Origin of the sequence: Nonomuraea sp. NPDC049141 (genome assembly GCF_040648415.1) — a bacterium.
Taxonomy (GTDB): domain Bacteria; phylum Actinomycetota; class Actinomycetes; order Streptosporangiales; family Streptosporangiaceae; genus Nonomuraea.
Genome location: NZ_JBEZDR010000019.1, coordinates 189,983 through 213,501, shown reverse-complemented (window position 1 = coordinate 213,501; position 23,519 = coordinate 189,983). Strand labels below are relative to the sequence as shown.

The following is a 23,519-nucleotide window of genomic DNA, read 5'->3' as shown; positions in this document are numbered from 1 at the left end:
GAGATTCCTATGAAGCACTGGGAATCTAGGCGGCGCCGTACGCGCGCTCAATCACCGCCGCTTATGCGGCGGGCAAAATGAGTGCGGTCTCGCCTCACGGCAGGCCGGCGATGGCGCACGCCCGGCACGGGGGGCGCCCGCAGATGCACTGCATGATGGCGTCGAGAACGTCGTGGTCGTGATACAGGCACTGGTCATTGCAGGTGTGGCGCGGAACGAATCCCGCCTGGATCTCGTCGGGCCACGGCTCTTCGCCTTCGCGGCAGCGGACGAACTGTGCGGGGTCATCCGAGTGCAGCCCGTGCATACGGTCCCGGGCCTGGGTCTCCAGGGTTCGCGTCTCCGCCACCATGGTCTTGAGCTGGGCGGCGAGGTCGACGTACCGGTCATCGCCGGTTCGTACGTGCGCGGCCCGCAGCGCCATCACCGCATTGCCCAGGAATCGGCTGGCGTCCTGGAGGTCGGTGGTGTGGTGCAGTTGGATGCCGGTCACGCTTCGGACCCACACGGCGTCGTTGGTCATTGATCAATCCTCCGGAGCGACAGGCGCACGCCTGCTGGGAATTGCCCCGTTTGGTGGACATGTCGGGGTTTGCGAATACACGTGATGATAGCCAGATTTTTGCGTATTTTTCGGGCTGGGCACGGTGGGTTGACCGTTGGCAGGGTGATGGCGACCCGGGGGGAGGCGTGCCGAAACGGCTTCTGGCCTGGCGTGGAAGGCGCGCTCGTCAATTGGATCGCACGCTGGCGTGGTAAACGACTCTTGGGGAAGAACAGGGGAAGATATTAATCGCCGCTGGGGTGTGGATCACGGCCACCGCGTGCGCGGTGGCCGTTCTCGTTCTCAGGCGCCGCTCGCGGTGGTGGTCAGCTCGTCACGGCGCACTGTCCGCGCTCCTTCCTGGCGGGACCCTCGGTGTTCGGACGGATGTCGAAGTCGAAGATCGCGGTGGGCAGGTAGAGCGAGCAGCAGGCGTTGGGAATGTCGACGATTCCGCTGACCCGCCCCTCGATCGGGGCCGAGCCGAGGATCAGGTAGGCCTGTTCGCCGGTGTAGCCCCACTTCTTGAGATACTCGACGGCGTTGAGGCATGCCCTGCGGTAGGCCACCGTCGCGTCGAGGTAGTAGTTGGTGTCGGTGTCGTGGTCGACCGAGATCCCGATGAACGAGAGGAACTCGGAGTAGCGCGGCTCGACGTTACCGGGCAGGAAGAGCGGATTGGTGGTGACACCGTACTTCTCCATGCCGCCCTTGATGAGGTCGACGTGGAAGTCGATGTAACCGCCCATCTCGATCGCGCCGCAGAAGGTAATCTCGCCGTCGCCCTGGCTGAAGTGCAGGTCACCTCCGGAAAGTTTCGCGTCCTTCACCAGGACCGGGTAGAACACCCGGGCTCCGCGGGTGAAGTTCTTGATGTCGTGGTTGCCGCCGTTCTCCCGTGCAGGCACGGTACGTGCGCCCTCCGCGGCGACCCGCCGCGCCACCTCACCGCTTGCCGTACCGGCGATGACGTTGTCGGCCAGCGGTGGCAGGCCGAGTGGCGGGACCCGTTGCGGATCGGTGTCGATGAGCGCCTGCTCCCTGCGGTTCCAGGAGGCGAGCAGCTCGGCCGACGGCGCGGTGCCGAACAGTCCGGGGTGGGTGATGCCGGTGAACCGGACACCTGGCAGGTGACGGGATGTGGCCACCTGGCCGTGGAAGTCCCAGATCGCCTTGTACGCGTCGGGGAAGTAGTCGGTCAGGAAGCCGCCGCCGTTCGCCTTGGCGAACACACCGGTGTACCCCCATCCCTGTCCTGGTGCCTCCCCGACCTGCTGCGGAACCGCGCCGAGGTCAAGGATGTCGACGATCAGGAGATCGCCCGGCTCGGCTCCGTCCACCCCGATGGGTCCGCTCAGCACGTGCGCGACGCTCAGGTCGACATCGCGTACGTCGTTCGCGGAATCGTTGTTGCCTATCTGGGCGTCGGTCCATTCCCTGCATTCGACTCGGAACTCATCTCCGGGGCGCACCATGTCGGCCACCGGAATATCTGGGTGCCATCGATTGTGTCCCGGTATTTTCTGGTCGCGCATGGACATCGATTGATCGATGCTGAATACGACGTTTGGCATGATGAATGCCTTTCTTTGGATACGGGTGCCGTCAGGGATGTGCGCATCGACCACCTCCTTCTCGCCGTCGCGGGTCTTCTCGTCAGGTCCAGCGCGGGCGATGCGTCCGGTCGCCGGCGCCCATCGCCTCGTCGCTCGGGCTCGGTGCCGCCGCGGCGGGTTCACGCCCGCGTGTCAGCGGCCACAGCCCGATGAAGACCACCACGCCGAACACGGCGAGGATGAAGGCGATGAGGTTCGTGTTCCGCCAGTACCCGGTCAGGATCATGAACGCGGGGATCGCCGCCGTGACCCACCCCTGGATCGCCGTGACCCAGCCCGTGTACCTGGTGATCTGCTCGTGTTTCAACCCCAGCAGCACGAAGAAGAGGAACCACAGGAACCCCCAGTAGAGCCAGATGACCCCGAACGCCGGATCGCCCAGGAGCCGGAAGTTCGCGAAGGAGTATCCGAGTGCCATGATGGCCACGAACAGGGAGAAGTAGCCGACTCCTGTGGAGTCGAAACCGCCCAGCAGGTTGATCCCGACGTACAGATAGGTGAAACCGAACAGATAGATCCCGGACGCGCCGAGGATCTGCGCCGGGTTCACGAGATTGGTGATGATCAGCAGCGTGGGCGTGATCACCTGCAGGCCCCCGACGAAGAGGTTGAAGACGCCTGCCGCGCGTGGATCGATCTTCTTCAGCAGCATCATCCCGTTGATGAAGAGCACTGCTCCCACGTAGAGAAGTCCGACGGCTCCCATGAGTGACGCACCTCCTGGTGTAGTGGTGCGGCGGCGGCATTCACACCGGACGGCCCGTGTGACGGTCGCCGCATCCGGATCGGCGGAGCCGCGTGTGTGATCGGTTCACACCCACGTGGCCGCGTTGTTTCTGTTGATCAAGTTTTCTGTTGATCAAGGCCGAGGCAGGCGGGGCAGCGCTGGATGCGGCGGCTGTTCGCGCCGCTTGGGAGGCGCGCTCGTGACAACCTCGGGTGCTTCCTGGCTCCGCTCCTCGCGGGTGAGCGCGGCAGCCACTGCCGAGGGCACCCGGCTGAGGTACGGCGAGGAGAAGACTCGAGGGGATGGACGCTGACACGCGGGACATTCGCCCATCGCCGTGGCGGTCCCGATCGGTAGGCGTACGTCAAATCTTCCGCAATCGGGGCAGCGATACTCATACGTTGCCATAGGCATCCCTCCGCAAAGACCTAACTCGATCTTCTCCGGCCTTTGGCGTCCCAAAATCAGACAACCTCTGCCTACACTCCATGTCAAGGTCGTCATATACCGTTGCAATTTCCCCGGAAAACCGGCTCTGAGCAGAAAAGGGGGCAAGAATAGCAGGACCGTGCTCGCAGAGGCGATAAACGTGGTGAGACTTTTAACCTTGCGCCGCGCATAATTGCCTGGTCGCCTGCGAGAGTTTGCCGGACGTTTGACGGATCCGGACGCATGCAGGAGGCCGGTGCCACCGGCCCGGCTGCCACCGAAACGGGCGGAATAGCTGGCGTGGGCCGACATGGGAGGCGGGTGGCCGGGGGACGATGCTGCTGTGTCCCGTGAGGTGCGTCATCTGATCGGCGTCGTGGCGGGTCTGGCCGCGCTGCCCCTCGTCTACTACCTGACCGAGGCGGGGGCCAGGGCCCTGCGGGCGGCGTACGCCGCGTTCCGGCCCGCGCCGGTAGGCCTCGGTTACCTGACGGCCGTGGCGGCCATCGTGGTGTTGCTCGCCGCCTGGTCGTGGCTGTCGCCGCTGGCCGCGCTGGCCTGCGGGCTGCCGCTCACCGCCGCCGCCGCGCTGTTCGCGTTCGACCTCGACCTGGCCATGAAGCTGGCGGGCAGGCTGCCGACCTTCGAGGTGCCCGCCGGCGAGCCGCCGGGCACTCTGGCCGGCGTGACGGGCCTGTACGCCGTCATCGGCGTCCTGCTGGTGCTGTCGGCGCTGCTGCCACGTAGCCGGCGATCTATCCTGGGCGGATGAGCGGACGGGACCCGGATCGGCGCAGGGCGCTGCTGGACGCGGCGGACCGGGTCATCCTGCGTGAGGGCCCCGAGGCGTCCATGGCCGCGATCGCCGCCGAGGCCGGCATCACCAAGCCGATCCTCTACCGCCACTTCGGCGACAAGAGCGGCCTCTACGAGGCGCTGGCCGACCGCCACGTGCGCACGGTCATCGCCCAGCTGCGCCCGGCCTTCGCCGAGGTCGCGACCGATCTGCGCGGCCGGGCCAGGACGACGATCACCGTCTACCTGGACCTGATCTCGGCCAACCTCAACCTCTACCGGTTCCTGTTCCACCGGGCCAGCGCCGAGGACACCCGGATGCGCTCCCACATGACCGCGCTCGTGCGCAGTCTCGGCGAGGAGCTGGGCGCGGTGCTGGCCGCCGAGCGGGTGGCGGAGCCGGTACGCGCCCAGGTGCTCGGCCACGCCTTCGTCGGCATGGTGCAGACCACGGGCGACTGGTGGCTGGAGCATCCGGAGGTGGATCGGGCGGAGGTCGTCGAGGGCCTGGTGGACGTGATCGTCGCGGCGGTCAGTCACCGAAGCGGGAGAGCCTCCCATGCCGCCGGGCGTGGTTGAGCGCCCACCCGAACACCGCCAGCGCGCCCGCCAGATAGACCGCGTTGAGCCCCAGCGCCCACACCATCCGGTCCCACGGCAGCGCACCGCCCGACATGACCGTCCGCATCCCCTCGAAAACATGCGAGGCGGGCAGGAACCACGCCACGGCCCGCACCGGCGCGGGCAGCACCGACAGCGGGTAGAAGATCCCGGCCAGCGGCTGGACGAAGAAGACCAGCGACCAGGCGATGACCTGCGCGTTCTCCCCGAAGCGGAGCACCGCCGAGATGCCGACCAGCCCGAGCGACCAGCCGAGCAGGAGCAGTACGCCCATGAACGGCACCAGCCCCACACCCAGGCTCGTCACCCCGAACCCGTAGAGCACCAGCGCGAGGCCCGCCATCACGGCGACCGCGAACACCACCTTGCCCAGCGAGAACAGCATCAGCCCGATCAGGTATTCGACGCTGGACAGCGGGCTGACCTGCACGTTGAGCAGATTGCGCGCCCAGATGTCCTCCAGGAAGGCCAGCGAGATCTCGTTGCTCGCCTTCTGCAGCACCTGCCAGAGCAGCACCGCGCCGATCAGGAACGCCACCACGAAAGGGACCTGCTGCGTCCTGAGGAAAAGCGTGACGAATCCCCACAGCAGCAGCTCGATGGTCGGCCAGAACAGGATCTCGAACATCCTGATCGGGCTGCGCCGCAGCGCGGCGAAGTCGCGCCGGATCACGCCGGAGATCCGGCTGCGCCGGGCGGCGAGGCTGAGCGGGGGCAGGGTGAGGGTCGTCATCCGCGGGCCACCTTCAGGAACACCTCTTCCAGGTCGTCGACCTCGTAGTGGCTCGCCAGCTCGCCGGCGGTGCCGGTGGCCACGATCCGGCCGTCGGCCATGAAGTGGATCCGGTCGCACATCCGCTCGACCTCGCGCATGTTGTGCGAGGTGATCAGCATGGCGCTGCCGGTCTCCTCGGCCAGGCGGGACAGCAGGCTACGGATCCGGTCGCCGACGTCGGGGTCGAGGTTGGCCGTGGGCTCGTCGAGCACCAGCAGCCGGGGCGCGTTGAGCAGGGCTTTGGCCAGTTGCACCCGGGTGCGCTGCCCGGAGGACAGATCCATCATCCGGCGGCCGCGCAGCGGCCCCAGCTCGAACAGCTCGATCATTTCGTCGACTCGCGCCGCCGGCCGCCGCAGCGCGTAGAGGCGGGCGAACGCGTCGAGCACCTCCCGCACCAGCAGCGGTCCGGGCAGGTCCACGTAGCTGGCGGCGAAGTTGACCCGGCTCAGCACCTCGATCCGGTGCCGCGCCAGGTCCTGGCCGAACAGGCGGACGCTCCCCGAGTCTGGCGTGATCAGGCCGAGCAGCATGTGGAGTGTCGTCGACTTGCCCGCGCCGTTGAGCCCGAGCAGCCCGGTCACCTCTCCTTCTCCGACGGTGAGGCTCAGGTCGCGGACCGCCGTCACGGGTCCGAACCGCTTGACCAGATGAGTCGCCTCCAGGATGGCCACCGGACCAGGGTGCGTTCCGTACGCGGGCGCTCGCAACGGGTTTTCAGCCGAGCAGCCGCAGCAGGTCCCACTCGTTCTCGCACACCCGGCGCCCGATCGCGGCCAGCTCGACGGAGCGCGCGCCGCCGCGTAGATGGCGCATCGTCTGCATGACGCAGATGACGCCCCACTTGAGCACGCCGAACGTCTCCCACCAGCGCAGCGCGTCACGGTCGACGGGCCGCCCGCCTGCCTTCTCGTACGAGGTGATCAGATCGTCGTAGTCGCCGAAGCCGCCGACCGGCAGCGGCGAGCCGAACCGCCACGCTTTCACGCACAGCCAGCCGAGGTCCTCGACCGGATCGCCCGCGTGGGCCAGCTCCCAGTCGAGCACCGCCCGGATGCCCTCCGGGCCGACGATCAGGTTGCCGTTGCGGAAGTCGCCGTGCACCACGCTCCGCCGCGATTCCGGCGGCCGGGTCGCCGCCAGCCGCCGGAACGCCAGCTCGAACACGGGATGCGGCTCCCCGGCCTGATCGAGCACCTCCCGCCACTGCCGCAACGGATCGTCGGTGACCTGCGCGAGCGGACTGCCTGAGGCGGCAGCGAGTGGACTGCCTGAGGCGGCAGCGGGCGAACCGCCTGAGGCGGCGGCGGGCGCATCGGCCGAGGCCGCGACAGAGGGCAGCGCGGACAGCGGCATCCGGTGGATCGCCGCGAGCGCCTCGCCGCACTGGGCGGCCAGCCGCGGCCGGGCGGCCGCGTACGCCTCGTCGCGCAGGATCCTGCGCGGGATCGTCTCGCCCGCCACCCGGGTCATGAGGATGTACGACCGATCGGCCGCCACGATCCGCGGCACAGGCACCCCGGCTTCGGCGGCGGCCCGCATCAGCGTCGCCTCGCTCGCCAGGCTGCCACCGGCCTCCAGAGCCGCGCCGGGGGAGTCGAGGCGCAGGATGAGCTCGTGCCGTTCGTCCCGGTCGAGCACGTCGAGCGCCCACGTCTCGCGCGAGGCCCCGCCGGGCAGCTGCGCGCTGAAGGGCACCGACGCGCCGGGCCCGAAGACCTCACGGACGATCGAGTGGACCGCTTCCGTCATCGCAGCCCGAACTCCCAGTTGCCGCCCGCCGCGTAGGCGCCGAGTATCCGCCGCCCCACGGAGTCGATGTGCACCTCGTCCGGCCCGTCGTAGATCCGCCCGGCCCTGGCGTGCCGGTACATCCGGTCCAGCGGGGTGTCCGGAGTCAGCCCCGCCGCGCCGTACACCTGGATGGCCCGGTCGATCACGTTGTGCAGCATGCGCGAGCCCACCACCTTGATCGCGCCGATCTCGACCCGGGCGTCGGAGCCGGAGTCGATGGCCCGCGCGGCGTCGAGCGTGAGCAGCCGCGCGGCCTGGATCTCCGCGTAGGAGTCGAACACGTGCTGCCGCATGAGCTGCTTGGCCGCCAGCGGCTCACCGAACGCGGTCCGCTCGTGCATCCGGCGGCACATCAGGTCGAAGGCCCGCTGCGCCTGGCCGAGCCAGCGCATGCAGTGGAAGATCCGCCCGGGCCCCAGGCGCTTCTGCGCGATGACGAACCCGTGGCCGCGCCGCCCCAGGAGGTTCGAGGCGGGCACCCGGACGTTGTCGTAGCGGACCTCGCAGTGCGCGCCGTCCAGTCCCAGCACCGGCGTCTCACGGATGATGTCGTAGCCCGGCGTGTCGGTCGGCACCAGGATCATGGAGAAGGCCAGATGCGGCGCCGCGCCGTCCTCCGTCCGGCACATCACGGTGGTGTACGCGGCCCGGGACGCGCCGGTCGTGAACCACTTGTGCCCGTTGATCACCCATTCGTCCCCGTCGAGCACGGCGGCCGTCCTGATCTGCGTCGGGTCGCTGCTCGACACGGAGGGCTCGGTCATCGCGAAGCTCGGCGAGATGTCGCCCCGCACCAGCGGATCCAGGTAGCGTTCCCGCTGCTCGGCGGAGGCGTGCTCGTACAGCATCAGCGAGTCCTGCAGCGTGTACGTGCCCAGCGCGATCTGCCCGAACTCGCTACGCCCCTGCACCTCGTTGACGTACACGTAGTCGAGGAAGGGCAGCCCGCCCCCGCCCAGCTCGCGCGGGTGGCCGAGGGCCCACAAGCCCTCCTTCTTGGCCTCCGCGCGCAGCTCGTCGAGCGCCGCCCCGGCAGCGGGCCCGCCCTGGTGGAGCACGTTCTCGGCGGGCTCGACCCGCTCGGTCATGAAGGCGTGTACGGCATCGCGGATGGGACGAACGCTGTCAGGGACGGCGAAGCTCATGAAAGGATCTCAACCGATAATCGTTGCCCGGTCAACGGATTCGGTCGCGTTCAGCACACGCCGGGCAGCCTGCACACTTTGCCGGCCATCTTCCTGGCTTTCTTGGTCAGGCCGCCGGGGCTGTAGTCTCCCTCGTCGGTCGTGTAGATCATCAGTGCTCTGCCCTTGCGCGCGACAAGACCGGTGACCGTCGGGTCGTCGTAGCCGCCCTGCCGGGTTTGGTACCCCATGCCCAGGGCCTCATCGCCCACCTTGGCCTTACTCGTCCGCCACTGGATCGAGAGTTTTCGCGACGACGGGTCGCCCTTGCGCGCGCATCGCTTCACCTCGGCGCGCAGACGGGTGAGCACGGCATGGGCGGCACGCGGGCTCTTGTAGATGATGAGCTGTTCGGAAGAGCTGCTGGGGGCGCTGGTCCCGAGCGTGATCGTGCGGGCCGCCAGCCGGCCGCCATCGACGGCGCGCCGGTGCCCGCACGGGTTCACCTCCAACGGCCTGGTGAGTTCGTCGCTGATCTCGTAACTCATTTCCGCGGCATCGGTAGAGCTCAGAGGCGTACGCGCGGCGCGCTCCATGAGCAGGAAGTTCTTCGGAATCTCGGTCACTGTCGCCGGGGACAGGGCCAGCGCCAGGGAGAGGGCCACATGGATCATGAAGGGTTGGACGCGGATATGGGCGAAATTGTTCGCACCAGGACGTCGCCCGCAAAGCTATACAAAACGGACTAAAAGGAATAATCTCGACACGCCTCAGTCGGGGGCGCCTGAGGCCCAAAGCCCACATGCCCCGGCCTCATCAGGGGTCGGGGCGCCTGGGGTCGCCTCCTCGTTATCGCATCGTGTCGGCATGCTCGCTGGTCGTGATCGCGGGCGACATGCACACTTGAGTCGGGATCGCCCGATGGGAGGCTCGGCGTGCACGATGAGGCGGTGGCGCTGCTGCGCGAGGCTCTCGGCTGGGAGTTGCCCGAGGCGAGGTGGGCGGACGTGGACGCGGCCGTGCGCGGGCTGGCGGCGTCGGCCGACCCGGACGCGGAGATCGGCCACCTGGAGCTGGCCGGGCCCGTGCGCATCGCCACCAAATACCCCGGAGAACCGGTGACCCCGATGCCCGAGCCGACCCGCGAGCGCGTCAACGAGCTGATCCACACCCTGTCGGCCCCCGTCGCGGACCGGGCCGATGAGGCCGGGTGAGCCTGCCCCAGGGCTGATCGTCCACGTGTTCGTGGCCGCGTCCGGGCCGGAGGCGGCCACGGGCGAGCGGCGGTTGCGCCACGTGTGGGACGCGCTCGGTGACCGGTTGCACATGCCCGCCGAGACCGTGGGCAAGGCCGAGGTGCGGACGGCGCCCGGCGAGCCGCTGTGTCAGGCGGTGCTGCGGCTGGAACACGACACGCACTGCCTGAGCGTGGCGTTGACGGGCGGTTCGTGGAAGGAGCTCGACGCGCTCTGGGCCGGGTGCGCCGGGGCGGACATCGGCGAGTGGGCGCTCGGCGAGTGCCGGCTGTTCGTCGCCTACGGCCGTACGCGGCGGGCGGATCGGGTCCTGGCCGCCTTGCCGCAGCCGTACACGATGGGCCGGATGGCCGCCAGGGACGGCATGACTCTGTGGGAGGTCGGCTACGAGCAGGACACGCGGAGCCGGCGCGCGTTCGCGGTGATCGCGCCGCGCAGGCTGGAGACCCGCCTGGACGCGTGGGCGTGGACGGCGGGCGACGACCGGATGGCGCCGTTCGCCCGTTACCTGATGCACGTCGCCAAGATCCGTTACCACCTGCGCGTCTACGCGGACGGAGCGAGCGTACGGGCGGCGCGCCGCCGCGTCGACGAGCAGGTCGACGCGACGATGGCGCTGCTCGGGGACGCCGGGTTGACCTCGGCCCGGCGCGAGCTCACCGAGCGGCAGACGGCGGCGGCGGGGCTGATCTGGGCCGCGACCCGGTTACGCGAGATGCGGCGGAGCGTGGAGATCGCGCTGCACAACATGCGAGCCCAGGCGCTCGACGACGACCTGGCGCTGGCCGACTGGTTCCTGCGGCGCCTCGACGACGACCTCGCCTACGCCGAGGCGACCCGGGAGCGGGCCCGCGAGATCGTGGCGATCGCCGACATCGTGCTCGCTGAGCGGCTGCAGCTGCGAGCGGAGACGACCGAGCGCCGCTGGGAACGCTTCGGCGTCCTGAGCGCCTCCGTCATCGGCAGCCTGATCATGATGCTGACCGCGGTGCAGTCACTGAACTACCGCGTCCCCATACCCGAGTCCGTGAAGCCCTTCATCGTGGCCACCCTGGCCCTGACGGCCTTCGGCGTGACCGCGTTCGGCGTCGTGAGATGGCGGAGGAGCCGGTGAATCCAGCCGAGCACATCAACCGATACCTCCTGACCGGCGACACCAAGGCCCTGGAGGACGGGATAGCCGGATACCGCAAGGCGGTGGCGCGCGACCCGGACCCGCTGCTGCTCAGCTCGTACGGCGACGCCCTGAGCATGCGCTACGACCGGCTCCGGAACGAGCAGGACCTCCTCCAGGCCATCGACCTGCACCGCCGTGCCGTGGCGGCTCTGGCCGGACGGCCCGAACTGGCCGAGGCCCAGGCGGCGCTGGCGGGCGTGCTCGGCGGCCATGTCAAGACCGGCGGCGGGCACCTCGGGGAAGCCCTGGAGCTGTACGAGGCGGCGCTCGGCGGCCGGCTCGAGGACCGGCCGCTGGTGCTGGCCAACTACGGCATGGCCTGCATGCTCAGCCACATGGGCACCGGCGACCGCGACCACCTGCTGCGCGGCATCGACCTGCTGCGCCGGTCGGCGCAGGCCACAGACCGGTCGAGCGACAGGTATCTGTGGCGGCTGGCCAAGCTCGCCAACGCCCTGGTGCTCGTCGCCCACGAGGACCCGGCCAGGGCCGAGGAGCTGAAGGCGGCGCTCGATGAGGTGCGGGCCCGCTACGGCGAGGCTTCCGAGCCGGTCAAGCAGGAGATCACGGTCCTGCTGGGCGCCATCATGTCGGTGGACGAGATCCCGGTCATCACCCCCGAGATGATGGAGCGGCTACGGAACGCGGCCGTCGGCGAGTCGTTCCTCGGCCCCGACGGCCGCTCGCGCTACCTCGCGGGCATGGGCGGCATGCTCATCGAGGACGTCCGCACCTCCGGCCGCCTCGACCGGGCCGACCAGGCGGTCGAGATGCTCCGCCAGGCCGTGGCCCAGGCGCCGCCGGACCACCCGGAGCTGCCGCAGCTGCTGCTCTCGCTGGGCGCGGTGCTGGGCCTGCGCATGGAGTTCAGCGGCACCGTCGACGACCTCGACGAGATGATCGACGTCCTGAGCCGAGGGGTGGCGCTCGTCCGCCCCACCGACCCGAACGCCGGGATGTTCCGCTCGGATCTCGGCAACGCGCTGATGCTGAAGTTCCGGTTCGGTGGCCGTCCGAAGGTGCTCGACGACGCCATCGACTGTTACCGGCGGGCGCTCGAGGACGCACCGCAGCACCCGGAGCGCGCGATGGCACTGACCGGACTGGGGTCGGCGCTCTTCTTCAGGCACGAGCTCACCGGCAACCTGGCGGAGCTGGACGAATCGGTGAGCAGTCACCGCGCGGCCACCTCCATGACGGGCCCCGACCATGCCAACTACGCCCTGTACCGCGCCAACCTGGGCGGCGCGTTGCAGCAGCGCTACCAGCGGACCCGCCGGGGCGAGGACACGGAGGAGGCCGCCTCCGTCCTGCGTGACGCCTTGGCCGCCACGCCGCCGACCAGCCCTTACCGTCCCAGCTATCTCGGCAATCTGGCCTCCGTGCTGGCGGAGCGGTACAAGTACACCGGCCAGACGCCCGCGCTGCGGGAGGCCGTGGAACGGATGCGCGAAGCCGCCCGTACGGTGCAGCCCGGCAACATCCAGCGGCCCGGCGTCTTCAACACCCTCGGCATGGTGCTCCTGCTGACGGACGACGGTCTCGACGAGTCGATCGACGTGTTCCGCGCCGCCAAGGCCGCCGCCGCGCCCGGGACCGCGCTGTACACCCGCGCGACCGTCAACCTGGGCGGCGCCCTGCTGATCAGAGCTTTGTCGCCACGGATCACCAGGGCGACGCTGGCCGCGATGATCGCGGAGGCGCTGGGGGAGCCGGCCCCCAGGGGCGCCGTCGAGGAGATCCCTGACCTGGACGAGGCCATTGAGCTGCTCACCGAGGCCGTCAGGGCCAAGCCGGCGGGCGGGCCGGCCGCGTACAGCCAGCTCGGGGGTGCGCTGCGCAAGCGGTACGCGATGACCGGCCGGGGCCGGGACCTCAGGCGGGCGCTGCGGACGATGCGGACCGCCGTGGCGACCTGCGCGCCGGACGACCCGGACGCCTCGATCGCGCTGTTTCACCTGGCGGGAGCGCTCACCGACCAGTGGCGGATGACGGGCGCGCCGGCGCCGCGCGACGGAGCGCTCGCCCGCTACCGCGAGGCCGCTCAGGTGGAGACGGCGGCGGCGGACTGGCGGGCCGCCGTCGGGCAGCGGTGGGGCGAGTTCGCCATGGAGGCGGGCCTGGTCGAGGAGGCGGTCAGGGGGTTCGCCACGGCGGTGGCCGCGCTGGACGAGGCGGCCTGGCGCGGGCTCGGCCGCGACGATCAGGAGCGCGTGCTGCGGGACTACGAGGGGCTGGCCCGCGACGCGGCGGCGGCCGCGATCCGGGCGGGCGACCCGGGCGCCGCGCTGGAGCTGCTGGAGCAGGGCAGAGGCGTCATGCTCACCCAGGTCATCGACAACCGTACCTCCCGCGACGTCCTGTACGCCGCCGCGCCCGACCTGGCCGACCGGCTCGGCGAGGTGCAGGACGCCATCGACGCCGCCGAACGCATGGACCTGGCCGACGCGCCGGCGCTCCCACCCGACGCTCCCGCCGTCGACCGCGAACGCCGCCTCGACCAGCGCCACACGCTGCGCCGGCGCCGCCAGGAGATCCTCGCCGAGATCAGGGCGCTGCCGGGCTTCGCCGGCTTCCTGCGGCCGCCGCGCCACGAGAGCCTGCTGCGGGCCGCCGACGCCGGGCCCGTCGCTGTGGTGAACGTGAGCCGCTACGGCTGCGACGCGCTGCTCGTCACTGCCGAAGACATCCGCGTCGTGCCTCTGGACGTCACCGCCGCACAGGTCGGGGCACGGTCCTCGGAGTTCGCAAGGGCGATGGACACCGCGATGGACAACGAAGCGGTCGTGACCTGCCTCGACTGGCTCTGGGAGCACGTCACCGGTCCAGTGCTGGACGCGCTGGGCGAACCGCCGTCCAGGATGTGGTGGTGCCCCACCGGCCCGCTCACCCTGCTGCCGCTGCACGCCGCCGGCCGGGCCCCCGACCTGGTCATCTCCAGCTACACCCCCACCCTGCGAGCCCTGCTGCACGCCCGCGAACAGTCCGGGCCGGCCGCCGGCCGCCAGGTGCTACTCGTCGGCGTCCCCGCCGTCGACGGGGCGGCCGTGCTGACAGGCGTGGAGAAGGAGCTGGCAGCCGTACGCCGGCACCTGCCGCAACGGCTGGAGCTGACCGGCGCGGACGCCACCCGCGACCGGGTCCTCACCGCGCTGGACGAGAGCGCCTGGGTCCACTTCGCCTGCCACGCCGTGCAGGACCCCACCGATCCCTCCAGCGGCCGGCTGCTGTTGCACGGGCCGCCGCTGACCGTAAGGGACCTGGCGGCCCGCCGCCTCGACCGGGCCGAGCTGGCCTTCCTCAGCGGCTGCGAGACCTCGCGCGGCGGCGACGTACTGACCGACGAGGCGGTCAGCATCGCGGCGTCGGTCCAGCTCGCCGGGTTCCCGCACGTGATCGGCTCGCTGTGGCCGATCAGCGATCTCCACGCTCCGGCCGTCGCGGAGGAGGTGTACACCGTGCTGACCGCAGGAGGCACCCGCGAGCCGCACCCCGACGCGGCGGCCACCGCGCTGCACCTCGCCGTACGCTCGCTGCGCCGCCGCCGCCCGGGGTTTCCGATCTTCTGGGCGGCTTACGTGCACGTCGGATCCTGAAGACTCCGATCGCGGCCCGTCCCGGCGGCTGGGACAAGACACAGACGACCAACGGATAAGGAGTTCCCTATGGCAGCCCCGCACGATGTCCCCTCGGCGGCCCAGTTGGTGGCGGCCGTCCGCGACTTCCTGACCGACGACGTGCTGCCGGCCGTCGAGGGCCGGGTGCGCTTCCACACGCGCGTGGCGATCAACGTGCTCGGCATGGTCGAGCGGGAGATCGAGCTGGGCCCGGCCCAGGCGGAGGAGCACGAGCGGCGGCTGGCCGGGCTGGGGGTGGCCGACGACGCGGAGCTGGCGGCGGCGGTGCGTGCGGACCGTTTCGACGACTCGGCCCTCGTCGAGGCGCTCAGGGACGCCGTACGGGCCAAGCTGGAGGTGGCCAACCCCGGATATCTCGGCGACGGCTAGCCGATTGCCAACGGCGGGTGGCACCCACGCGCCGGCCCGCCGCGTGACCGGCCCTTACCGGCCGTGGCCGGTTCCCGGTTGGGAACCGGCCGTTGACCAACCTGGAAGGCGATCAGTGCGATGCCGCCAGGTCCAGGTCCTTGACCTTGGGGTCGCCCTCGTCCGCGAAGTAGTCCTCCCGAGACGTCGCGTCCTCGCCGTCGGCCACCTTCAGCGCCCGGAACAGCAGCGTGCCGAGCACCGCCACGATCAGGTTCACGGCCAGCGCCAGGAAGCCCGCGTAGATCGTCATCTTGGTGTCGAGGCCGAGGTTCGACAGCCCGAACGCCGACCCGCCGAAGTGGGCCTTGCCGGTCGCCGGGTTCGGGACCAGGTACAGCATCCAGATGCCCGCGCCCATGCCCAGCGCCCAGCCCGCGATCAGGCCGCCCTTGTGGAACCAGCGCGTGTACAGGCCCAGCCCCACGGACGGCAGCGTCTGCAGGATGATCACGCCGCCGATGAGCTGCAGGTCGATGGAGAACTGCGGGTCGAGCAGCAGGATGCAGAGCACCGCGCCCACCTTGACCACCAGGGACACCAGCTTGGAGACCTTGGCCTCCTGCGCGTCCGTGGCGTCCTTGCGCAGGTATTCGCGGTAGATGTTACGGGTGAACAGGTTCGCCGCCGCGATCGACATGATGGCCGCCGGGACGAGCGCGCCGATGCCGATGGCCGCGTAGGCGATGCCCGCGAACCAGTCGGGGAACATCTGGTCGAACAGCGCCGGGATGATCGTGTTGTTGTCCACCTTGCCGGTCGCGCCCACGACTCCCTTGGTGCCCGCCGCGATCGCCATGAAGCCGAGCAGCGCGATCAGGCCGAGCAGGAAGCTGTAGGCGGGCAGCGCCGCCATGTTCCGCTTGATGACGCCGCGGTTCTTCGAGGCCAGCACGCCGGTGAGGCTGTGCGGGTAGAGGAACAGCGCGAGCGCCGAGCCGAAGGCCAGCGTGACGTATTGGAGCTGGTTGTTGGCGTTGAGCGTGATGCCGTCGCCGGGCGCCGGGGTCGCGTCGAACTTGGCCTTGGCCGCATCGAAGATCGACCCCCAGCCGCCGAGCTTGGCCGGGATGTAGATGACCGCCGCCAGGATCACGATGTAGATCAGCGTGTCCTTGACGAACGCGATCAGCGCCGGCGCCCGCAGCCCCGACTGGTAGGTGTACGCCGCCAGGATGGCGAAGGCGATGATGATCGGCAGGTGCCCGGTGATGCCCATCGTCTTCAGCACGGCCTCGATGCCGACGAGCTGCAGCGCGATGTACGGCATGGTCGCCACCAGGCCGGTGATCGCGATGATCAGCGCCAGCGTCGGCGACCCGAACCGGGCCCGGACGAAGTCGGCCGGAGTGACGAACCCGTGCACGTGCGACACCGACCACATCCGGGCCAGCACCAGGAAGACCAGCGGGTAGACCACCACCGTGTACGGCAGGGCGTAGAAGCCCAGCGCCCCGGCCCCGAACACCAGCGCGGGCACGGCCACGAAGGTGTAGGCCGTGTAGAGGTCGCCGCCCACCAGGAACCAGGTGATCCAGGAGCCGAAGTTCCGGCCGCCCAGCCCCCACTCGTGCAGGCTCTCGATGTTCTCGGGCCGCCGCCATTTGGCCGCCACGAACCCCATGACGCTCACCGTGAGGAACAGCAGCGCGAAGACGACCAGCTCGGTCACGTTGGCGTTCACTTGGTCATCCTGTAGACGATCGTGGTGCAGCCGACGCCGACGAGGATGAAGGCGATCTGCAGCCAGTAGAACAGCGGGAAGCCGAGCAGCCGGGGCTCGTCGGCGTTGAACAGGAAGGTCATCAGCGGCAGTGCGATGGGCAGGACCAGCAGCCAGTTCCATGGGCTGCGGTCACTGCGCGCCTGCCCGGGTTCCCGGGTTGTCATCGACCCCTCCGAAACATGAATCAGGAGCCGGCCCACGGTCTGAACCGGCCCCTGACCAATCGTCAATGGAGGGAGATTAGCTTTACGAGGGGATTAATCCCAATGTCTACAGGGTTACGGTTTGGCCTAAATGCGGAGAGTCACGTCGTTCCGGACAGGTTGAGGTCCTTGATGCGCGGGTCTCCCTCGTCGGCCGTGTAGTGCTCGGGCGAGGTGCCGTCGGGTCCATCCGCGACCTTGAGCGCCCGGAACAGCAGGGTGCCGAGCACCGCGACGATCAGGTTGACGGCCAGCGCCAGGAAACCCGCGTAGATCGTCATCTTGGTGTCGAGGCCCAGCTTGGCCAGCGGGAACGCCGAGCCGCCGAAGTGCTCGTGTTTGATGGCCGGGTTGGCGATGTTGTAGAGCATGAGGAAGCCGCCGGCCATCCCGGCGGTCCAGCCCGCGATCAGGCCGCCCTTGTGGAACCAGCGGGTGAACAGGCCGAGAGCGACCGACGGCAGCGTCTGCAGGATGATCACGCCGCCGATGAGCTGCAGGTCGATCGAGAACTGCGGGTCGATCAACAGGATGAACAGCACCGCGCCGACCTTCACCACCAGCGAGGTGACCTTGCTGACCCCGGCCTCCTGGGCGTCGGTCGGGTTCTTGTTGATGTACTCGCGGTAGATGTTGCGGGTGAACAGGTTCGCCGCCGCGATCGACATGATGGCCGCCGGGACCAGCGCGCCGATGCCGACGGCCGCGAACGCGACGCCCGCGAACCAGTCGGGGAACATCTGGTCGAACAGCTGCGGCACGACGGTGTTGACGTCGGTGCCGATCGGCTTGATGCCCGCCGAGATGGCCATGTAGCCGAGCAGCGCGATGAGCGCCAGCAGCAGGCTGTAGGCGGGCAGGGCGGACATGTTCCGCTTGATCACGTCGCGGTTGCGCGAGGCCAGGACGCCGGTGACGCTGTGCGGATAGAGGAACAATGCCAGCGCCGAGCCCAGCGCCAGCGTGACGTACTGGAGCTGGTTGTTGGCGTTGAGCAGGATCCCGTCGTTGGGCGCCGGGGTGGCCTGGAACTTGGCCGCGGCGTCGCCGAAGATCTGGCTCCAGCCGCCCAGCCGGGCCGGGATGTAGATGATCGCGACGAGGATGACCAGGTAGATGAGGATGTCCTTGACGAACGCGATGAGCGCGGGCGCCCGCAGCCCCGACTGGTAGGTGTACGCGGCCAGGATCACGAACGCGATGATCAGCGGCAGGTCGCTGAGGAACCCGCTGCCGGCCACGCCCATCGTCTTCAGCACGGCCTCGATGCCGACGAGCTGCAGCGCGATGTACGGCATGGTCGCCACGATGCCGGTGATGGCCACCAGCAGCGCCAGCGTCGGCGACCCGAACCGCACCCGCACGAAGTCGGCCGGCGTGACCAGGCTGTGCACGTGCGACACCGACCACAGCCTGATCATGATGAAGAACACGATCGGGTACGTGATCACCGTGTACGGCACCGCGAAGAACCCGGCGGCACCCGCGCCGAACAGCAGGGCGGGCACGGCCACGAACGTGTAGGCGGTGTAGAGGTCGCCACCGATGAGGAACCAGGTGATCCACGACCCGAAGTTGCGCCCGCCGAGCCCCCACTCGTTGAGGCTGGCCAGGTTGTCGGGCCGGCGCCACCGGGCGGCGACGAAGCCCATGCCGCTGACCACCAGGAACAGGGTGGAGAAGATGATGATCTCGGTCAGGTGCTCGCTCACCGCTGCCTCCTGCGCTTCGTCATCTGGTAGACGAGCGTGGTCGTGCCGACGCCGAGGGCGATGAAGGCGATCTGCAGCCAGTAGAACAGCGGGAAGCCGAGCAGGCTGGGCTCGGCGGAGTTGTACAGGAACGGCATCAGGGGGATGGCGATGGGGATGAGCAGCAGCCAGTTCCAGGGGCTGCGGTCACTCTTGTCATCGGGCAAGGCGGTCTCCTAAGGGGAGATGCGGCTCTTGCCCCGGAGACTAATGACGTGATTATTTCGGTCAGGTCACTGATCGACGAGTGGTCGGCTCCTCGCGACGAACGGTCAGTTCGGCGGCGACTTCGGCGGCGACTTCGGCGGCGACTTCGTCGGCGATATCGCGCATGCCGTAGTCCTCGGGCGCGGGCACCTCGACGATCGGGTCGGGCCGGTCGTCGAACTCCAGCCGCAGCGCCCTGGCCATCGTGGCGTGCATCTCGTACAGGCAGGTCACGTAGGTGAGCTCCAGGATCTGCTCGTCCGGCAGGTGCGCGCGGAGCACCGCGAACACCTCGTCGTGCACCCGCCCGCCGTCGAGCACGAGCCCGTCGGTGTAGGCGAGCACGGCCCGCTCCAGCTCGCCGAACACGTCGCTGACCTGCCAGTGCGCGACCGCCCGCACCTTTTCCTCGGGTACGCCGAGGGCCCGCAACTGCTTGCAGTGCTGGGAGAAGACGAACTGGCTCTGCCGCGCCCACCCCGCCCTGGTCTGGCCGAGCTCACGCAGCACCGGGTCCAGCGCGGACTCCCGGTAGAGCTGGAAGCCCTTGACGGCGTGCCGGAAGATCTTCGGGTCGAGCGCGAACACCGTCCACCAGTCGCCGGGCGAGCCCGTCGCCGTGCCCGCCCGATCCGGCGAGAACAGCTGGTCGTAGAAGAACACCACCAGCGGGTCGGTCATCTCCTCGCGGGGCACCGGCCGCAGCCGCGGCATCAGACGGTCCGCTCGGCGGCGGTCCTCGGCTCGTGCCGTACGTCGCCGGGCTGCCCGACCGGCCGGGTCCAGGCGGCGAACTCGACCAGCACCCCGTCGGGATCTTTGAAGTAGATCGACCGGACGAACACGCCGTCGTGCATCTTCGGCGCCACGCCGAACTCACTGTCGTCATGGTTGAGCAGCACGCCGACGTCGATGCCCTTGGCGACCAGCCGCTCGCGGTACTCCTCGATCCGCTCGGGCGGCACGTCGAAGGCGATGTGGTTCATCGACCCGACGGCCGACAGCAGCTCGCCCCGGTCGGGCAGGTTGCGCGGCGCCGACACGCCGGGCACGCCCTCGGGCGCGTCGGGGAACCAGAAGAAGGCCAGCGCGTTGCCGCCGCCGCAGTCGAAGAAGAAGTGCTGCCCCCAGCCCATCGGCAGCTCGATCGTCTTGATCAGCGGCATGCCGAGCACACCGGAGTAGAAGTCGACGGTCTGCTTCATGTCCGAGCAGACCAGCGCGATGTGGTTGACCCCGCGCAACTCGAATTCGCTGTTCATAGTAACTCCTTACTTATCACAGGGCTCCGGCGGAAAACATGACAGGAGATGTCCTCTTTCCGGGCGAACATGGCCCCATGATTGCTCTGGTGGCGGGCGCGACCCGCGGAACGGGACGAGGAATAGCGGTCCAGCTGGGCGCGGTCGGCGCGACCGTGTACTGCACCGGCAGATCGACGCGTGAGGGTCGCTCGGAGCTGAACCGGTCCGAGACGATCGAGGAGACGGCCGAACTGGTCACGCGGGCCGGCGGCACCGGCATCGCGGTCCGGGTGGACCACCTGGATCCGGCCCAGGTCAAGGTGTTGGCCGAGCGGATCGACCGCGAGCAGGGACGGCTCGACGTGCTGGTCAACGACGTGTGGGGCGGCGAGCCGCTGTACGAGTGGGACACGCCGGTGTGGAAGCACGACCTGGCCAACGGATTGCGGCTGCTCAGGCTGGCGATCGACACGCACCTCATCACCAGTCACCACCTGCTGCCGCTGCTGATCCGCAACCCGGGCGGCCTGGTGGTCGAGGTGACCGACGGCACCACGGACTACAACGACACCCACTACCGGGTCTCGCCGTACTACGACCTGGCCAAGGTGTCGGTGAACCGGCTCGCCTTCAGCCAGGCGCACGACCTGGAGCCGCACGGCGGTACGGCGGTGGCGCTCACGCCGGGGTTCCTGCGCTCGGAGGCCATGCTGGAGTTGTTCGGCGTCACCGAGGAGACCTGGCGCGAGGCCAAGCCCGACCCCGCGTGGGCGGTGTCGGAATCACCGGCCTACGCCGGTCGCGCGGTCGCCGCCCTGGCCACCGATCCCGACAAGCGGCGCTGGTCGGGCAAGTCGGTCTCCAGCGGTGAGCTGGCCCAGGTGTACGGGTTCACGGACCTGGACGGCAGCAGGCCGGACGTGTGGCGGTTCATCACGGAGGTGCGGGAGGCCGGAAAGGAGGTCGACCCGGAGGACTACCGGTAGAGGGCCGCGAGCCGGGCCGCCGCTTCGGCCACCAGGGCGCGCAGCTCCGGTGGCCCGAGCACCTCCGCCTCCGGCCCGAACCGCAGCACCTGCCCGTAGGCCACCCGCACCGACTCCACCCCCAGCCGGACCGTCCCGTCGGGCTGCAGTGAGGCCAGCGCGCCGGGCAGAGCGGCCGGGTCGGCGATGTGGCGCAGCAGGCGCACCCCCGCCTCGCTCAGCCGCAGCGTGACCGTCTCGCGCAGCAGCGACCGGCTGAACGCCGCGGACTGCCCGGCCCAGAAGGCCGCCAGGTCGAAGCCCGGGTCACGCTCGAAGACCCGGGCGAGCACGCCGATCTCCCCGAAACGGTCCACCCGGAAGATCAGGAACCGCTCGCCGCTCCGCGCCGCCAGATACCAGGCGCCCGCCTTGAGCACGAGCCCGTACGGCTCCAGCGTCCGCTCCGCGTCCTTGTAGACGGCCGTCACCGAGAGGTCCCGCCAGACGGCCCTGGCCAGCGGGGCGAGCGCGGCGGGCGGCGGGGAGTCGCCGGCGAACCAGCCGGGCGCGTCCAGGTGGAAGCGCTGCGCGGCCGTCGCGGGCGCGTCGCGCACGCCGGGGGACAGCGCCGCGGCGGCCTTCAGCCGGGCCGTCGCGGCCACCTCCTCCAGCCCCATCTCCCGCAGCGCCGCCGGCACACCCGACAGGAACAACGCCTCCGCCTCGGCCCGGTCGAGCCCGGTCAGCCGGGTACGGTAGCCGTCCAGCAGCCGGTAGCCGCCACCGCGCCCCCGGTCGGCGTAGACCGGCACCCCCGACTCCGCCAGCGCGAGCACGTCGCGGTGGATGGTCCGCTCCGACACCTCCAGCTCCTTGGCCAGCTCCGCCGCCGTCATCCCGCCGCGCCCCTGCAACAGCAGGAGCAGCGACATCAATCGCGCGGCGCGCATGGCAGGACGGGCAGCAGCATGGCCGAGGGGTGCTCGGGGGAGTGGAACACCTCGACGTCGGCGGGCACCATCTCGCCGCCGAGCCCGAGCGGCCGGCCGGTGCCCGGATTGCGGTCGATCGTCGGGTACGCCCCAGCGGCCACCTGCACCCGGATCCGGTGGTCGCGCGCGAACCGATGCCCCACCGGCCACAGGTCCACCAGCACCCGCCGGATGTCCCCCGGCAGGTCGGGACCCAGCCGCCGCACACCCTCGCACACGTTGAGCGAGCGGCCGTCCGGATGCACGTCGCAGACACGCACGACCACGTCCACGTACGGCGTGCTCGACCTGACGAACAGCTCGGCGCCGACCGGCCCGACCAGCTCCACGTCCGACTCCAGCGCGGGAGAGCTGTAGACCAGCACGTCGCGCCGCGCCTCTAAGCGCCGCTGGTCGCGCGGCCTGGAGTCGGCCAGCAGCACCGGCCCGCCGATCACCGGCGTCGGATGGTCCGGGTGGTAGCGGAACCGGTCCGGCTCACCCTCCTCCGGCGGTTCGGTCCCGAGCCCGAAGCCGCGCCGCAGGTGCCAGCGCTCCTGCCGCATCCCTGGCACCGGCCAGTCGGGGTAGTCGCGCCACTCCTCGGCCCCCGTCACGTACAACCGCACCGGCTCGGCCCGCAGCCCGGACCGGTCGCCCAGCAGGTGCGCGCGGAACCAGGCCAGCGCGTCGGCCATGGAGGGCCGCCCGTGCCGGGCGTCCACGTGGTACCAGGGCCCGATCGTCAGGTACGGCCGGCGCCCCGCCGCCCGCATCGCCTGATAGTCCTTGAGCTGCCACGGCAGGAACACGTCGTACCAGCCGCCCAGCATGGTGACGGCCGCCTCCACCTCGCCGACCTTCGGGGAGAAGTCACGCTTGTCCCAGTACGGCACCGCCGGGTCGGCGTGGTGCGCCAGGAGGTCCTGAAAGAACGGCAGCGGCCGCCCCGCCGTCACCAGATCCAGCTCGGCCACCGGCCGCCCGGACAGGACGGCCCTGCGGGTGAGCCGGGGCGCCGTCAGCATCGCCGTACCACCGAAGCGGCGCGACATGGCGTCGGTCAGCGTGGTCCAGCTCAGCGCCGACTCCAGCGCGAACGCCCCGCCCACGTAGGCGGCGTCCCTGAACTGCGAGGCGGTGATCTGCGTGGCCATGGCCTTCAACTCCGGCCCGGCGTCGGCCGCGATGGCCCACTGGGTGTAGCCGAGATAGGAGGGGCCGAACATCGCGAACGACCCGCCGTACCAGGGCTGCTCGCGCATCCAGGCCACGGTGGCCAGGCCGTCGTCGTGCTCGTCGCCGAGAGGGTCGAGCGTGCCGCCCGAGCCGAAACCGCCCCGGCAGCTCTGGATCACCACCTGGAAGCCGCGCCTGGCGAAGCCCCGGCCGTACACCCAGCTGAACACGCCCCGCCTGCCGTACGGCGAGCGGATCAGGATCACCGGCGCCCGGTCCGACCTGACCGGCGCGTAGTGGTCGGCCAGCAGGGTCACTCCGTCGGGCATCGGAACGGGAAGGTCACGCCGGACCCGCACTCGTCGC

24 protein-coding genes are annotated in these 23,519 nt (G+C 69.9%); 7 read left to right on the top strand and 17 right to left on the bottom strand.

The features are described from left to right. Positions 1–94 precede the first annotated feature (94 nt). From AB0B91_RS44820 to AB0B91_RS44805, 4 genes are all read right to left on the bottom strand, one after another. Entirely contained in the window at positions 95–523 is a 429-nt protein-coding gene (locus tag AB0B91_RS44820) for a hypothetical protein (RefSeq protein ID WP_358334203.1), read from the bottom strand. Positions 524–870: 347 nt separating this feature from the next. Then, on the bottom strand, positions 871–2,118 hold the full coding sequence (gene fmdA / locus AB0B91_RS44815; RefSeq protein WP_358334200.1) for a formamidase: 1,248 nt from the start codon (positions 2,116–2,118) through the stop codon (positions 871–873). Between the two features lie 82 nt (positions 2,119–2,200). Next, on the bottom strand, positions 2,201–2,866 hold the full coding sequence (locus tag AB0B91_RS44810) for an AmiS/UreI family transporter (RefSeq protein WP_358334197.1): 666 nt from the start codon (positions 2,864–2,866) through the stop codon (positions 2,201–2,203). Between the two features lie 153 nt (positions 2,867–3,019). After that, positions 3,020–3,295 (bottom strand): zinc ribbon domain-containing protein, encoded by a 276-nt coding sequence (locus AB0B91_RS44805; RefSeq protein WP_358334195.1) that lies wholly within the window; start codon positions 3,293–3,295, stop codon positions 3,020–3,022. A gap of 364 nt (positions 3,296–3,659) precedes the next feature. Here AB0B91_RS44805 and AB0B91_RS44800 point away from each other — a divergent pair, with 364 nt between their 5' ends. Both AB0B91_RS44800 and AB0B91_RS44795 read left to right on the top strand, forming a co-directional pair. Continuing rightward, complete coding sequence (locus AB0B91_RS44800; RefSeq protein WP_358334192.1) at positions 3,660–4,088, top strand: hypothetical protein; 429 nt, start codon at positions 3,660–3,662, stop codon at positions 4,086–4,088. Next, positions 4,085–4,690: a TetR family transcriptional regulator gene (locus AB0B91_RS44795; RefSeq protein WP_358334189.1), complete on the top strand. Its 606-nt coding sequence runs from the start codon at positions 4,085–4,087 to the stop codon at positions 4,688–4,690. Before AB0B91_RS44800 ends, AB0B91_RS44795 begins: the two co-directional genes overlap by 4 nt. On the opposite strand, the gene AB0B91_RS44790 is transcribed toward AB0B91_RS44795, so the two are convergent. The 5 genes from AB0B91_RS44790 to AB0B91_RS44770 are packed head-to-tail and all read right to left on the bottom strand — an operon-like array spanning position 4,644 to position 9,090. Next, entirely contained in the window at positions 4,644–5,465 is an 822-nt protein-coding gene (locus AB0B91_RS44790) for an ABC transporter permease (RefSeq protein ID WP_358334186.1), read from the bottom strand. The genes AB0B91_RS44795 and AB0B91_RS44790 overlap by 47 nt on opposite strands. Continuing rightward, positions 5,462–6,181, bottom strand: coding sequence for an ABC transporter ATP-binding protein (locus AB0B91_RS44785; protein WP_358334183.1), 720 nt, complete (start codon positions 6,179–6,181; stop codon positions 5,462–5,464). The genes AB0B91_RS44790 and AB0B91_RS44785 overlap by 4 nt, the downstream gene beginning before the upstream one ends. Before the next feature lie 43 nt (positions 6,182–6,224). After that, the gene (locus AB0B91_RS44780; RefSeq protein WP_358334180.1) at positions 6,225–7,259 is read right to left on the bottom strand and encodes a phosphotransferase family protein; all 1,035 of its coding nucleotides are present in this window, start codon (positions 7,257–7,259) and stop codon (positions 6,225–6,227) included. Continuing rightward, the gene (locus tag AB0B91_RS44775) at positions 7,256–8,446 is read right to left on the bottom strand and encodes an acyl-CoA dehydrogenase family protein (RefSeq protein ID WP_358334177.1); all 1,191 of its coding nucleotides are present in this window, start codon (positions 8,444–8,446) and stop codon (positions 7,256–7,258) included. Before AB0B91_RS44775 ends, AB0B91_RS44780 begins: the two co-directional genes overlap by 4 nt. Before the next feature lie 50 nt (positions 8,447–8,496). Beyond that, entirely contained in the window at positions 8,497–9,090 is a 594-nt protein-coding gene (locus tag AB0B91_RS44770) for a hypothetical protein (RefSeq protein ID WP_358334175.1), read from the bottom strand. A gap of 270 nt (positions 9,091–9,360) precedes the next feature. Here AB0B91_RS44770 and AB0B91_RS44765 point away from each other — a divergent pair, with 270 nt between their 5' ends. The 4 genes from AB0B91_RS44765 to AB0B91_RS44750 all read left to right on the top strand — a co-directional run bounded on the left by AB0B91_RS44765 (position 9,361) and on the right by AB0B91_RS44750 (position 14,865). After that, the gene (locus AB0B91_RS44765; RefSeq protein ID WP_358334172.1) at positions 9,361–9,639 is read left to right on the top strand and encodes a CATRA system-associated protein; all 279 of its coding nucleotides are present in this window, start codon (positions 9,361–9,363) and stop codon (positions 9,637–9,639) included. Then, positions 9,626–10,795, top strand: coding sequence for a CATRA conflict system CASPASE/TPR repeat-associated protein (locus AB0B91_RS44760; protein WP_358334169.1), 1,170 nt, complete (start codon positions 9,626–9,628; stop codon positions 10,793–10,795). Before AB0B91_RS44765 ends, AB0B91_RS44760 begins: the two co-directional genes overlap by 14 nt. Next, entirely contained in the window at positions 10,792–14,454 is a 3,663-nt protein-coding gene (locus AB0B91_RS44755; protein WP_358334167.1) for a CHAT domain-containing protein, read from the top strand. The genes AB0B91_RS44760 and AB0B91_RS44755 overlap by 4 nt, the downstream gene beginning before the upstream one ends. 69 nt (positions 14,455–14,523) lie before the next feature. After that, positions 14,524–14,865, top strand: coding sequence for a DUF6285 domain-containing protein (locus AB0B91_RS44750; RefSeq protein WP_358334164.1), 342 nt, complete (start codon positions 14,524–14,526; stop codon positions 14,863–14,865). 112 nt (positions 14,866–14,977) lie between these two features. On the opposite strand, the gene mctP (AB0B91_RS44745) is transcribed toward AB0B91_RS44750, so the two are convergent. The 6 genes from mctP (AB0B91_RS44745) to AB0B91_RS44720 all read right to left on the bottom strand — a co-directional run bounded on the left by mctP (AB0B91_RS44745) (position 14,978) and on the right by AB0B91_RS44720 (position 20,053). Next, entirely contained in the window at positions 14,978–16,588 is a 1,611-nt protein-coding gene (gene mctP / locus AB0B91_RS44745) for a monocarboxylate uptake permease MctP (protein ID WP_358334161.1), read from the bottom strand. Beyond that, positions 16,585–16,794, bottom strand: coding sequence for a DUF3311 domain-containing protein (locus AB0B91_RS44740; protein ID WP_358334158.1), 210 nt, complete (start codon positions 16,792–16,794; stop codon positions 16,585–16,587). Before AB0B91_RS44740 ends, mctP (AB0B91_RS44745) begins: the two co-directional genes overlap by 4 nt. 140 nt (positions 16,795–16,934) lie before the next feature. Further along, positions 16,935–18,545 carry a monocarboxylate uptake permease MctP gene (gene mctP / locus AB0B91_RS44735; RefSeq protein WP_358334155.1) on the bottom strand — a complete coding sequence of 537 codons (1,611 nt, stop codon included), beginning with the start codon at positions 18,543–18,545 and terminating at the stop codon, positions 16,935–16,937. Further along, complete coding sequence (locus AB0B91_RS44730) at positions 18,542–18,751, bottom strand: DUF3311 domain-containing protein (protein WP_358334152.1); 210 nt, start codon at positions 18,749–18,751, stop codon at positions 18,542–18,544. The genes mctP (AB0B91_RS44735) and AB0B91_RS44730 overlap by 4 nt, the downstream gene beginning before the upstream one ends. A gap of 61 nt (positions 18,752–18,812) precedes the next feature. Next, a complete protein-coding gene (locus tag AB0B91_RS44725; protein WP_358334149.1) occupies positions 18,813–19,505 on the bottom strand; it encodes a carboxymuconolactone decarboxylase family protein in 693 nt (230 codons plus the stop codon). Continuing rightward, positions 19,505–20,053, bottom strand: coding sequence for a VOC family protein (locus tag AB0B91_RS44720; RefSeq protein WP_358014274.1), 549 nt, complete (start codon positions 20,051–20,053; stop codon positions 19,505–19,507). The genes AB0B91_RS44725 and AB0B91_RS44720 overlap by 1 nt, the downstream gene beginning before the upstream one ends. Before the next feature lie 77 nt (positions 20,054–20,130). On the opposite strand from AB0B91_RS44720, the gene AB0B91_RS44715 reads away from it, so the two are divergent. After that, positions 20,131–21,021, top strand: a complete 891-nt coding sequence (locus tag AB0B91_RS44715; RefSeq protein WP_358334145.1) for an SDR family oxidoreductase — start codon at positions 20,131–20,133, stop codon at positions 21,019–21,021. Here AB0B91_RS44715 and AB0B91_RS44710 read toward each other — a convergent pair. Continuing rightward, on the bottom strand, positions 21,012–21,953 hold the full coding sequence (locus AB0B91_RS44710; RefSeq protein WP_358334142.1) for a WYL domain-containing protein: 942 nt from the start codon (positions 21,951–21,953) through the stop codon (positions 21,012–21,014). The two genes, AB0B91_RS44715 and AB0B91_RS44710, sit on opposite strands and share 10 nt — an antisense overlap. Beyond that, positions 21,935–23,482 (bottom strand): CocE/NonD family hydrolase, encoded by a 1,548-nt coding sequence (locus AB0B91_RS44705; RefSeq protein WP_358334140.1) that lies wholly within the window; start codon positions 23,480–23,482, stop codon positions 21,935–21,937. The genes AB0B91_RS44710 and AB0B91_RS44705 overlap by 19 nt, the downstream gene beginning before the upstream one ends. Positions 23,483–23,519 lie beyond the last annotated feature (37 nt).

What these genes read in the sequence shown, in the direction of transcription:
- AB0B91_RS44705 (WP_358334140.1), bottom strand. Translation starts at nt 23,482, where the DNA reads ATGCCCGACGGAGTGACCCTGCTGGCCGACCACTACGCGCCGGTCAGG.
- AB0B91_RS44790 (WP_358334186.1), bottom strand. Translation starts at nt 5,465, where the DNA reads ATGACGACCCTCACCCTGCCCCCGCTCAGCCTCGCCGCCCGGCGCAGC.
- AB0B91_RS44710 (WP_358334142.1), bottom strand. Translation starts at nt 21,953, where the DNA reads ATGCGCGCCGCGCGATTGATGTCGCTGCTCCTGCTGTTGCAGGGGCGC.
- AB0B91_RS44805 (WP_358334195.1), bottom strand. Translation starts at nt 3,295, where the DNA reads ATGGCAACGTATGAGTATCGCTGCCCCGATTGCGGAAGATTTGACGTA.
- AB0B91_RS44775 (WP_358334177.1), bottom strand. Translation starts at nt 8,446, where the DNA reads ATGAGCTTCGCCGTCCCTGACAGCGTTCGTCCCATCCGCGATGCCGTA.
- AB0B91_RS44760 (WP_358334169.1), top strand. Translation starts at nt 9,626, where the DNA reads ATGAGGCCGGGTGAGCCTGCCCCAGGGCTGATCGTCCACGTGTTCGTG.
- AB0B91_RS44750 (WP_358334164.1), top strand. Translation starts at nt 14,524, where the DNA reads ATGGCAGCCCCGCACGATGTCCCCTCGGCGGCCCAGTTGGTGGCGGCC.
- AB0B91_RS44720 (WP_358014274.1), bottom strand. Translation starts at nt 20,053, where the DNA reads ATGAACAGCGAATTCGAGTTGCGCGGGGTCAACCACATCGCGCTGGTC.
- AB0B91_RS44820 (WP_358334203.1), bottom strand. Translation starts at nt 523, where the DNA reads ATGACCAACGACGCCGTGTGGGTCCGAAGCGTGACCGGCATCCAACTG.
- fmdA (WP_358334200.1), bottom strand. Translation starts at nt 2,118, where the DNA reads ATGCCAAACGTCGTATTCAGCATCGATCAATCGATGTCCATGCGCGAC.
- AB0B91_RS44740 (WP_358334158.1), bottom strand. Translation starts at nt 16,794, where the DNA reads ATGACAACCCGGGAACCCGGGCAGGCGCGCAGTGACCGCAGCCCATGG.
- AB0B91_RS44810 (WP_358334197.1), bottom strand. Translation starts at nt 2,866, where the DNA reads ATGGGAGCCGTCGGACTTCTCTACGTGGGAGCAGTGCTCTTCATCAAC.
- AB0B91_RS44715 (WP_358334145.1), top strand. Translation starts at nt 20,131, where the DNA reads ATGATTGCTCTGGTGGCGGGCGCGACCCGCGGAACGGGACGAGGAATA.
- AB0B91_RS44795 (WP_358334189.1), top strand. Translation starts at nt 4,085, where the DNA reads ATGAGCGGACGGGACCCGGATCGGCGCAGGGCGCTGCTGGACGCGGCG.
- AB0B91_RS44725 (WP_358334149.1), bottom strand. Translation starts at nt 19,505, where the DNA reads ATGCCGCGGCTGCGGCCGGTGCCCCGCGAGGAGATGACCGACCCGCTG.
- AB0B91_RS44780 (WP_358334180.1), bottom strand. Translation starts at nt 7,259, where the DNA reads ATGACGGAAGCGGTCCACTCGATCGTCCGTGAGGTCTTCGGGCCCGGC.